The 13,720-nt window shown below is 23.3% G+C and carries 3 protein-coding genes; 2 read left to right on the forward strand and 1 reads right to left on the reverse strand.

From position 1 onward, the window contains the following. Nucleotides 1–16 precede the first annotated feature (16 nt). Complete coding sequence (tpiA, locus tag GFV14_RS02450; protein WP_457914091.1) at nucleotides 17–799, forward strand: triose-phosphate isomerase; 783 nt, start codon at nucleotides 17–19, stop codon at nucleotides 797–799. Between the two features lie 5,516 nt (nucleotides 800–6,315). On the opposite strand, the gene pfkA is transcribed toward tpiA, so the two are convergent. Further along, nucleotides 6,316–7,293: a 6-phosphofructokinase gene (gene pfkA, locus GFV14_RS02455; RefSeq protein ID WP_457914092.1), complete on the reverse strand. Its 978-nt coding sequence runs from the start codon at nucleotides 7,291–7,293 to the stop codon at nucleotides 6,316–6,318. Nucleotides 7,294–8,926: 1,633 nt separating this feature from the next. Here pfkA and mlaA point away from each other — a divergent pair. After that, the gene (mlaA, locus tag GFV14_RS02460; protein WP_457914684.1) at nucleotides 8,927–9,679 is read left to right on the forward strand and encodes a phospholipid-binding lipoprotein MlaA; all 753 of its coding nucleotides are present in this window, start codon (nucleotides 8,927–8,929) and stop codon (nucleotides 9,677–9,679) included. Nucleotides 9,680–13,720 lie beyond the last annotated feature (4,041 nt).

A 13,720-nucleotide genomic window follows, 5' to 3' on the forward strand; every position in this document is an offset into this window, starting at 1 on the left:
AAAAAGGAAATAAAACATGCGAAATCCATTAGTAATAGGCAACTGGAAATTAAACGGCAGTACCACGATGGTGCATAATATAATTACGGTTCTGCGTAAAAAACTTACTAAGATTAATGGTTGTAACATAGTTATCGCGCCACCAACTATTTACTTAAGCCAAGTAAAACATGCTATTGTAGGTAGTCCTATTGAATTAGGCGCACAAAATGTTGATACAAATGTTTCAGGCGCATTTACAGGAGAAATATCAGCACAAATGCTTAAAGATGTTGGTGCAAAATATATCATTATTGGCCATTCAGAGCGCCGAACTTATCACAAAGAACATGATGAGTGTATCGCTAAAAAATTCTCAATATTAAAAGAGATCGGTTTAATTCCTGTGTTATGCATCGGTGAAAACGCATCTGAAAAGGCAGCGGGTAAAACACAAGCCGTTTGTGCTCGTCAAATTGATGCAGTATTAAATACTTTTGGAGTAGAAGGGTTCCGAGAAGCCGTAATTGCCTATGAACCAATATGGGCTATTGGTACAGGTAAATCCGCTACTCCAGAGCAAGCACAAAGAATTCATGAATTTATCCGTAAATATATCGCAAATAAAAATATTGTTATTGCTGAAAAATTGACCATTCAATATGGAGGTTCAGTGAATGAACACAATGCTGCTGAATTATTTAATCAACCAGACATTGATGGAGCACTTGTCGGTGGAGCTTCACTTAAAGCAGATACTTTTTCTATAATCATCAAAGCGGCTGTAAGAGCTAAAAAACAAAATAATTTATTTTTTTAATGGTAATTAACTGATACAATACTAACAGTTTACATACAAATTAATATGTCATTACATATTTTATTAAAATAATATGATAATATATTTTAAAACATATAAATAGTATTTTGTATAATAAACAGAATTAACGTAACACTTATTAGTAATAAAATTTTTGCTATTACTAAATTAGAAATGTTTAAAACGTTATTTTTCTCTCTAATTTAGAAATGAAATAAATTTATATCAAGAATATTAAGAATCAATATTTAAATAAATAAATTTTTTATTACTTAAAAACTTAAAATACAGATATTAATAGAAATGCATATATAGTATATTTTATTTTTTTGTATATTCTTAAAATAATTTCTATCATCATGCTTATACAAAATAATTTCTTTACTGATAACAGTCTTTCACACTTCAAAAAATTATTGCAATTAGAACTAATTGACTCCAAAATATGTTAAATTAGAGGTTTAATAAACTTATTATTAGTGTTAAATAAAACACTAAAATAACAATCGTTCTTATAAATTTAGTAAATCATCAAGAGTATAGATACAGTGCATGGAACTAACATAATTTAGTTATCAAAAATTTAGCTTCAACAAAAAATAATTTTTATACATGAATAATATTTCAAAAAATAGCAATAATACCAGTGAAAGAGTTTTGAGTGATATTTATCATATCATTAGCTTGATTCATGAAAATAAAAATTCTATGAATTTAATATATACAATGTTATCCCTCAATGTATGTCATCACATATACATTAAGTATACGAAACACATTGAAAATTTAAAAAACAATCATAAGTATTTTAATGCTCTTATTCTGCTTATCACATAAACATTAATATTACCTCTGTTATGCAGACAAAATGCTCAATTAGACTTATATTTATACATGAGAACAAACCCGAACAATTAGACTATTGTATAAAATCTTAATAATCTGCAGATAATACTATGATTATATATTGAAAATCTAATGGTTCAGAATAAAATACAAAATTTCGTTTTATTAGAATTTCTATTAAAAAATAATAAATAAATATTAGCGTTTAAATAAAAAAATTTATTTAATTTTAGAATATGATCTATTTATAAAGCGATATTAAAAAATTAAACGATTATAAGTAAGAAAATAAGTATAGTGTTATATAGTAATATTTTAATTTTATTAAAAAAGCTATGACCATACCATGAGACAGACGATAAAATTGATTATAATAAACATGTTCTAAAATTAAAGTGATAATTATTAATCTACAAAACTTTTATAATCACTAAAAATAAATTGTTTGTTTACGTTCAAACGACAAACATTGTGCATTACAACAAATTTAAAATAGTTAGAAAATTATTAAAAATCACATGCTAACTAACATAAAATTCATTTTATAGGATACAATAGTTAATTAACCTAACAAAATTACGCACATTAAAATCATATAGTACCAATGAATGATAATAGGTAGATGTCTTTTTTAGAAAAACAATATAATATATTTATTTAATAATATTTTATTATCAATTTTCATCATTTTATATTTAAAAGTCGTATATTTTAAATAGATCTGTTTATTAATTACGAAACGTAAAATATAATATAAAACTATTTCAATGAAATATAATTCAGAATATCTTTCCCTGGATTATAAGCAGTGATTGCAATATTTCATATATTTTATTTTAAAGATTGCATGCATAATTTAAATTTAAAATGTATTTTTAATTTATATTGATATCAATAATTTTATTAACATTCAACAATATAATTCACAGATCTTTGAGTTATTTTCATAACATATAATTAATAATTATTATTATTTTCAGTTTATTCATATTATAGTTAATTGATATAATGATAATTTTTTAAAAAATAATTCCAGTATAATAAACGAAAAATTTTCTTTTACTTTTAAAGCTTTAACTACATATAACATAATTTTAAATGTTAATTTATGAACATAAAACTGAACAACTTACAAAAAAATAATAAATATATTTATAAAATTATTGAAATGTTTCTAGCCTAGAAAACATCATATAAAACTAGAGATTAACTTAAATAATAGTTATAACCTATTTAACCACAGATTTAATATGCGTTTTACTCTTGTACTAAATCTTCACCAATATTGTAACGATTTACTTATTCAGTGATTCAGCAGATCTAAAATAAAAATATTTCAAGTCACTATTAATTATATTACCTAAATCTATACATATAATTTATTGACCTTACTGAAATACTTTTTACATCATGGCAATATACTTGAAAATAATATTAAAATTTTTATTATCTATTCCTGCATAAAAACTTGACGCTAAATGGGAGTATAGATTTTTTTTACAAGCACTTATAAAATAATATAAATCGTATAGTAATCAGAATACACATATTCAGACTCATCTAAAGACTATTTACAATTTTTTGAAGATTCATGATGGTATTCATTCTATAAGAATAATCAATATGCAGAAACAATATAAATCAAAAAAATATTTTAAGAAATAATATCTTATTTCCAGAAATGAAATTAGAAACTTAAAACACATATTCGGAGAGTTACTGCATATAATGTATTTTTTTACATTACTATATGTGTTTTAAAATAGTTTATATACAATACAACTGAAAAGATTATCACAACAATATTATTGAAAATAACTATTCAAGCCTTAACAAGAGAAACAATTAGAAATAAAGTTTCAGCTACTAAATTAAGTCTTTCAATATATCAATATAACTAGCAAAAACCTTCTATACGATAATATGAATACTGACGCTAGTATTATAATAACAAATATATAAAACATGCGGAAAGTATCGTAAAAAAATACGTAAGATTTATCGATGAAATCTAAATGTTTAATGGTCTAGTAGTGATTAATTTAAAATACAGTCATGTACTGTGATTATTTACTAAAACAGTAGCAGTAGTATCATAAAATTTTATATTATTTAATCGACAGATTATATAACAAACTATAAAAATTTTACGCATTATAGCTCCCCTTTAAAATTTTAAAAACATTACTTTTAAACCCGCGGAGAAAAACTCAATATCTCATTAAATGATTTTGTTTTTTAAAACTCTACTAATAGTCACTAAAAAGTACAATACTCTCCTATAGGTTAATTACATAATTAAAAGTTTTATTTTAGTTACTATTCAGCAACAGTCACAGCTCGGTATAAAATCACTATTAATATAACTTATTAAATAACAGTTTATCTTTTATTATTACACATATTATCGACTGTCCTCATTTTACCCTTTACACTATTGTCAACAAGTTAATTTTAGTTCAATCAATTTCCGCAATCAATACATTAAATATCTTTCTTGTATTATTCATGCCAAAACATTATAACTCATAAAGTAATGATTTAAACTAATAACTTCATTAATTAACTGTATTCACTCAATGCCATAACTTTTAAAACTAGATAGGTATTTATAAACAACAATAAAATATATTGCAGATTCACTGTCAAGATAGACCTATAGATAAGAACACAATAATACTATTTAACAATATTCATTTAAAATTTTACTATAATTTTATTACGTACTCAATAATAAGCGTTATCAATACAAATGATATGTTATTCATTTTATAAAATTTAACTTTTCTTCCCCATTGGTATACATAAAATGAAAATACAACATAAATTAATGTAATTTTATTACAATTAAAAAGATCTACTTAATGCTAAAATGACAATTAATTAAAATATTTTATTATGCTCAAAACTGAAAAGATTTTTTCGTTATTCATTCTGTGAGAATATACTTTTAGATATTTATATATTATGAAGATTATCCTATAACACTCTTAACACTTAAAATACAATAGGCATGTTGTATATACGCATAGCGCATGATACTCTAATAAGGTTCTGCGTCATGTGATTATAGTTCATCACTTATGATGGTTTACAGTCAACTGCATTTACAATCTACATTTAGTTTGCAAATACAAAAGAATCAAAATATATATGTATGATTTTTCCTCTTACTAAGTAAGATGCATTAGAAAAATTATTTTTTATTTAGCTTGATTAAAATTTCTTTTGAAGATTCGTATACTTTTCTCAGAAAATTTTTAAATTTTCTACGACCAAATTACTAAGTAAAAATAATATTATAATATTAATTTTTAGTATTCTTATCTCCTCTATTTTGATATTGAATCTTAATTTAATACACTATGCTTTAATGAAACTACGATAGTCTTCTTTTTCTTTTCATTGCTGAATAGTATGAATAATATACATAAGTATACATTTATTTTATGATTATAACTATAACATGACAAGCAAAAATTCTGAAAAAAAAGTTACATTAGCATAAATAGCTAGACTTTCTCTATTATCAAAAGCGGATGAGTATTACTTATACTTATATTAATTTTAATTAATAAGTAATAAAAGTGAAAATTAAGTTATATAAATCTGATGATTTCTGTTAGGTCACAACTATTAAAACTATTTTTTTTAATTTACGGTAGTAAAATAACATCTATTAGTATTGTGAATCTTATGAAAGTAGTTTTATCTTATTATAAAAACGATAATAAAGAATCAACCATGTTTTATGCAAGCAAGCTGATTTGTATGCAAATCAGAAAGGATTAATAGAAAAATTAATTAATTAATTAATTTGTGTGTTTTTGTACAAATAAAAATAAAATCACACACTAAGATTACTATCAATATATGCGCGTATTGTAATAGTTTTTAGTCGTTATCAACGTTAAACTTTATCAACAACAAGAAGATACTTTAAAAAAATAAATTTTACACTTTAACTAAATCGTATACAAGAAAACATATTATTTTATAAAAAATCATAGAAAACTTTTTTTTGGAGCTAATTAACTGTTATTAAGCCTTTAACTAATCATCTAAATTACTGATTTCGATATAACTTCAAACAAAAAAATCATTATTATTAACTCATTTTATTAGAATTTTTAGTATTTTTTTAGTATTATTTGGTATTTTTAAAATATAATATAGTACAAATGTTGTTTTATTTGATCTCACTTAACACTGAGTAATATAAACAACATAATACTAAACAATCTAAATAACTAAATTAGTCATCTTTAGCATAATACTATAACAATATAGTAATAATAATCTTTTAAACTTACCAAAATACATAAATCATTTTTAAATTACACGAACTTTATTGTCATGCTTAAAATATATATTTATAAAATCAAACAGCGACACATAACTACTTTATAACTTTAATATATTCCTTCAATATAAAGTTATTTATTGTTCATACATTAACTAAAATATTATCACATGTTAAAATCTAAGAAATATTAAAATGCTACATTTCAGCTACTATTAATCTCACATTGATTTTATGAATCTTTCATAAAAAATACTAAATAGATTTTAAAAAAAATAATGTAGTCATCCTGAGAAAGATATACACTACTCAGCTAAAAATATAATCTTCATACAACCGATAATATGTCAACTAGTATAAATAAAGATTAGCACAACTTCTTCGCAATATCATACCAATCTTTCTTAAAAATACGTTTCATATTTACAATTGCATCAAAAATATCATGATGAACTAGTTTTTCATTTTGAATACCTACACAGCGGTTTCCATGACCTTCAAGCAATAATTGAATTGAATAAGCTCCCATACGTGAGGCTAAAATTCGATCATAAGCAACAGGTGGGCCTCCTCGCTGAATATGACCAAGCACCGTTGCACGTGTTTCATGATGTGTTTCTGTTTCAATATATTTTACTAATTCATTAATATTACAAACATGTTCAGTAATGGCAACAATCGCATGGCGTTTCCCTTTTTCAATCCCCTTTTTTATTTCAGAAAGTAATTCTTCTCGATCAAATTTTATTTCATTTTCTGGTAACACAAAAAATTCACAACCTCCTGCAATTGCAGCAGATAGGGTTAAATCACCACAGTAACGTCCCATGACTTCAACAATTGAGATACGTTTATGAGAAGTAGAAGTATCACGCAGTCTATCAATTGCTTCAACTACGGTGTCTAAAGCAGTAAAATAACCTATCGTATAGTCAGTCCCTGCAACATCATTATCAATCGTGCCGGGTAGACAAATGCATGGAAAACCAGCTGTTGTCAACGATTTTGCACCAAGATAAGAACCGTCACCACCAATGACTACAAGTGCATCAATATGATTTTTATTCAAATTCTCCATAGCAACAAGACGAAATTTTTCATTACGAAATTGAGGGAAACGCGTAGAACCCAGAAAAGTGCCACCACGATTAATCACGTCTGACACACTATAACGATCTAGGTACTTTATACGATTTTCATATAAACCTAAATACCCATCATAAATCCCTGCCACTTCTAAACCTTCGCTTAATGCAGCGCGTACCACACCACGGATTGCAGCATTCATTCCTGGTGCATCACCACCACTTGTTAACACACTAACCTTTTTAATCTGTTTGACCATGATTACCTCTAATAAATTAATATACATTATCAATCTATAAAATATAGGAAATAGCGCGCTTATCTAAACTAAATCCTATAATAAATCGCTAGTCCTCAATAAATTAAATTTATTTATTATATAAGTAAATAAAGACACTTATATACACCCACCACCATTCAAGATTGAATATTTATTGTAATATTACCTAAATAACATAATAATTAAAATTAATAACCGAAAATAAAACACTCACTATAGCTAGTAAAATTTTGTTTTAAAACAAAATAAATATCAATAATAACTAATAATATCTAACAAAATTATAGACGTTAATATTGAGAATGAGCACTATAAAATGTGTAATAAGTAAGTATCATATGAGCACTTTTAGTAGATTTAAATCATTATTCTCACATGATATCATGGTATGTTTATTTTCAAAACTGCAACGTATTAATAATTTTTTTAAGTGTTTACTAAATATTCATCATTTATAGTTTAAGTATTTAGTATATCTTGAAAATAAATGTTTATTATCAGTTTTAGCTATTATTACTCTAAAAAAATAAAGACTTGAATATTCAGAATATAATAGAAATAATTTTTCTATACTTATAAAAATAATAATTATTATTTAATAGATAGTAAATTTTATATTATTCATTAATATTTGTAATGTTATTCATTATTCAAATTATACAATTGATAATTACTTAATATTACCAAAATATTAATATTAAATCATTTTGATATTTCATATAAAATAATACTTTAGCACTTAACATTAGATAAGTTTGCAAGTGTTTTATATTTAAAATATTCATATAATATACATCTAGTGTATTTCTATACTAATTAATAAATCATGACCAGTACTGATTTAAGTTTTAAGTTAATAAAAAATTTTGCCATTTTATTATTTTATTTATATTATTATCAATAATGCTATTTGTTAAAAACCTCATATCAATTAATACATTAATAACCTGTTAAACTTACATTTAATAAATTATTTTCTATATCAATAAGTAATGATAAAAGAAAGTACGTAATAATATTAGATTTTACTATTATTTAAATACCTGTTCATGTTTTAAAGATCATAATTTTTATACATCCTATCAAAATAAAAGCTTACAATACTATAAGACGTCAAGAAAGATCTCGATGCATTTAGTTTTGATTTCTTAGAAATTAAAAGATATAAATTTCCTCATATAACTCTATTGTACGATAAAATATATATTCTAAGTTATTAACCAACATGGGTGCAATGTATTAAGATATTTTTCAAAATCTTACAGTATTGTAAGTTTTACTTGTTATGATAAAATACATAAAATAATGGCATTTAAAAAGATTCACAATTATCTCTCAGATAAAAATTAGTATCATTACAGTTTATAATAGTAATACAATAAGTTTTATTTATCATCATTGAAAATGAAATGCTTTTATTCGAGTGAAATAATTTATCTATGATAGTTTAATCTTTGAATCTACTACTCCATATAAATTTAAATTATTTTACTTATAGTCGTTTTAAGTATTAAAATTAATTAATAATCTTGTTTATTTAGTTTTAAAATACTCTTATTCACTGATATTTTAAAAAATGCTATAATTAAAGGATATAAAAATGAAAAATATGATAAAGTTTCGCATGACTGGTGTTCTTCTTGCAGCTGTTGTGTTGATTGGATGCTCAAGTTCAATTTCTCCGACTACAAAGGAGCGCTATGATCCGCTAGAAAATTTTAATCGAGCAATGTTTAATTTTAACTACAATATATTAGATCATTATATTTTAATGCCTATTGCAGTTGTTTGGCGTGATTATGTTCCCACACCTGCCAGAATTGGTTTAATGAATTTTTTTGTGAATCTTGAAGAACCTGCTAGCATGTTAAATAGTTTTTTACGTGGTGAAATCACTCAAGGATTTAAACATTTTAACCGTTTCTTTCTTAATACTATATTTGGTATTGGAGGGTTTATTGATGTTGCCTCAAAAGCAAATCCTCAATTAGCAAAAGAAGAGCCAAAACGTTTTGGTAGCACGTTAGGATATTATGAGGTGATGTATGGTCCGTATGTAGTTTTACCTGGATTTGGTAGCTTTACTTTCCGTGAACAAGGTGGAGATCTAGTAGACAGATTATATCCGATGCTGAGTTTCTTGACATTCTGGATGTCTGTAGGTAAATGGGCACTTAAAGGCATTGAAACACGTTCTAAATTACTTGAATCAGACGGCTTATTAAGAAATTCAACTGATCCATATTTATTAATGAGAGAAGCTTACTTTCAACGCAATGATTTTTTATCAAACGGTGGTAAGTTGCAAGAAATTGAAAACCCAAATGCAGAAGCACTTAAAGTTGATCTTGATTCAATTGATTAACTACTTCTTTGAAAATTTTTAATGGAAATCATTACTTGTTTTTTCTAAAATCTATTAGAAAATAATAAATTATTATACATTAATTACGTTCTATTTTGAATATACTAACTACCTTAATAAACACAATACATCTAATATACTATTAATATTTGATTCTCAATAATGTATTTATAAAAATCTATTATGTAATTATATCATCTATCATTTAATTCATGTCATATTATATGAAACAAACAAATTATATATGCTAATTTATTTAACTTATCTTTTAATATTGTACTGAAATAAAAATAACAAAATTATATTTCAAATCTCAAAATATTCAAAGTATTAATATATAAAAATAAATTATAATACTACTTTCAATAAAATAATCGATATAATAATAAATATAATGGTTTGAAAAAAGTCAAAAAATACTATTCCTAAATTAATAATTGATTCTTCAATTGATTATAATATAATTTATAGATTATAATAGCAAAAAATTAAAAATCAATTCTAGAAATTTAACTTTCATTTCGATTTTTCATGAAACATATATAAATATATGTATTAATATTTTTAAAAATATAATATACTTAAATAAGTTAAAATTACTTCTATTAAATCATGACAATAAAAATATATTTTTATTTGATTTGAACAAAATGTTTTTAATAAAAATCCTTATTTATTTATAAAATATTATAATTAAATTATAATGACTATTGTCCTATAATTTTTACTACTTAATATATATAAAACAATATTTGTGATATTATTTTATAATTCAATAGAATGAATCATATAAATGACTTTTTATTATAATCAGAATGTATAGTTAAACTTCACATCATATATCTAAAAAATATTTCAGATTTAAGAATTTTATTATACTAAAATAATTTTAACTCCTCTTTCATGAATATTTGTTTTTATATAAATAAAACAATAACAAGATCAAAAAATTCTTTTTTAATTAAAAACATAAGTAATTCCAAAACTTAATTGATAACAACTATGTTCAAATATGAAATTTGAAAAATATTTAAAAACATAAAGAATGATTTTAATACGACATACCCTCTTATGAAATATTTTTTATCGTATATTTATTTTGCAATATTCTCATTTATAAAATAATTTTAGCATTGTGGTTTCATAAGGCATTCACACTGTAGATTCAATCTACCTAATATAAAACTAATATCATGCATCACTATTTAAGTACAAACATATAATAAACAAAAAATTCCACGATATTCTGGAAATTAAAAAAATAACTTAGTTATAATCCTAATATAATTAATAATAATCATAACTGAAAAGGATTATTTTATAATTTAATATATTTCAAATACACCTTCACTGTAGAATACTAACTCTAACTTAATCAGAAGTGTTGATTAATATCATTAAAATAATCATATTCAACTATAAAATCAATGATTGCATTTAATTTTAATAGCAGTTGTTCCTACAATAAATACTAAGAAGTAGTAAACATTTTCTAATCTAATTATTTTATATATCTTATCGCTATAATCACATTTTACAGTCTTCATTTTCAGTGAAAATATTTTAATAACATGAGTTTTTAGGCATTGAGTAAAAACATGATCCACTAACTAAACAAGATGCATATGAGGTGTTGTAAACACGGCTGCATACATTCATAAACATAGAAAATAACGTTATCTTACTTAATTATTTGTTAATTAAAAGCACTATATATTTTTATTGCAGATTAAAATAGAAACAGAAACCATTCTATTATCTAATCATGCATTATGCTTAAATCTAATAAAGCATGCCAGACATAAGGGATCATATAAATTATTATTTAGTATTCATTTCGGTAATTCATTAGAAAGTAATAAAAGTCATAGTAAAGATTGATATTATTAAACATGGTATAATAACCACATGATCAAATTAATTCTCGCAATACTACTCACGATAAAACTGAGAAAATAATTAATATTTAAACTGATGATAAAGTCATAAATATTCTGCTCAATTACATTATCATTAACATTAGACAACGATCACTAACAAAATCAGTGATACTAATATTTTCTAATTCATTAAAATACTTCACAGCTTGTACGCAAGCCGGTTTTTTATACAGAATAATAAGTTAATTTTGCATAATTGTGAGTGAACGTATGCAATAACAATCTTGAGATTTTCATTGCTTAATAATTATTAATTTCACATCTCGGCATTTTAACGTTTTCTTTCAATCAGCACAATACTAAAAATAACCCGTCGTTTTTAGGATTTTATAAATTTTCTAAGTAAATCTACTTACAATTATGTTTGTGAAATACACATCAAAACATCATAATATATTTAACTAAAAATAAATATACAATCACAATAATTACCTGAAATAATTAGATTTAACAACTTATACAGATAATTTTATTATATTACATTGTAATAAAATAAACTTTAAATTTATGGCTGAAATATACCTATATAATAATTTACCCTATGCTTTTAACTAACTCTATTTAGTGATTGTGCAGTAAATTTAATACTTGTTCACATCATATTCTGCAGTAAACTTTTTGATCCGCTTTTAAGAAAATATTTCTTCATATTTATTACTATTATATAAATACATGCAATAATAAACAGAATGGATCGTATTTATAACTACAACAACCGCATGATTTTTAATGCAAGAGATTTGTTTGAACTTTACGTACATAAAATAAGAAAAAAGTTTTTAGTCTTTGTATCGTACTGAGTGAAAATATTTAGAAAATTAAATTATTTTCAACTTAGATGAAGATGGAAGTTAAAAATTATTTACATTGTGTGTAAAAGCACTGATATGCACTAAACTTAAGTGACTTAAATAAAAATTAATATTATTTTCAGTAAAATCTTACTTTGGTTAAAATAAAAATATTTATTTTAATATATTATTTCTTGAGGAATATACAGTAGTATGAATGTTAATTGTTAAACATCATACAATATAGCAGAATTTTCTCCTGTCATTAAGAAATCATTATAGATTAACTAAAAAAATTTTTACATTAAAAACATAAATCAGCATTAAGCATCTTATGATTTAATGTTTAAAAAATTGATTTAATTTATGTATGTTAACTATTTATTCCTGATAACCGGTAATAGAGTTAAATTTCAAAGAACAAATATCTTAATGTTTTATATTTTCATATGTTCATGATGGAAATGATCTCCCAGTCAACAATCTCTAATAAAATATTAACACCCTTAACAGTCTTAATCTAATTATCAATAGAACTTTAAAAAACAAATTAAATGTCACTAACGGAATATATTTTAATCACATTTTTGATAATTCACTAAACACGTATAAATAAATTTTCATCGATAGTACGATTGACGATCAAATAGATTGCTCCACTAAAATTAACATCAGTGCGTATTTAGCTAAATTTAAATTATTTAAAAGTAAGTTATTAGAAATATATAGTTGACTCTCTGGAAGCTGTATTTAATTTAACAACGTTACTTTTTAAAAAAAAGAACTATTTTTAAACTATAGAAGCTATCATTCAAAATGATATAAATTTCTTTATTTTTTGTTACAAGTAGAAAAATCTACTAATTATGACATGATGTTTAAAAAATGGTTTTTAACATCATTTATAGTACCACATGAAATATACGCTAAATCTAAATTTTTTATTAAAAAATTATGATACCTTCAAGTAAAATAAAGACTTTACTTAACAATAACTTGATAATGCAGTGAAATTAATTACATTTTTTAAAAATTAACTTTTTAAAAAAATCAAGCTTTTTTAAATAACGCTTAAAAATAGATAATCAATCAAGTCTGATTTGGAAATATTCAGAATATCAAAAAATTTTTATCATAATAAATGTGCAACACGTAAACACAAAAAAGACATTTCATACTAAAATTTATAAAATGATTAAAATATTTTCGGATTAAACAATATATTAGAGTAGACACTACAATTTACTAAATAAACTGTGTAAACGATAAGTAATATCAAGAATAGAAGAAATACTTTCATAGCTTATACT

The organism is Candidatus Hartigia pinicola, from assembly GCA_020541205.1.
In the GTDB taxonomy this organism is placed as follows: Bacteria; Pseudomonadota; Gammaproteobacteria; order Enterobacterales; family Enterobacteriaceae; genus Hartigia; species Hartigia pinicola.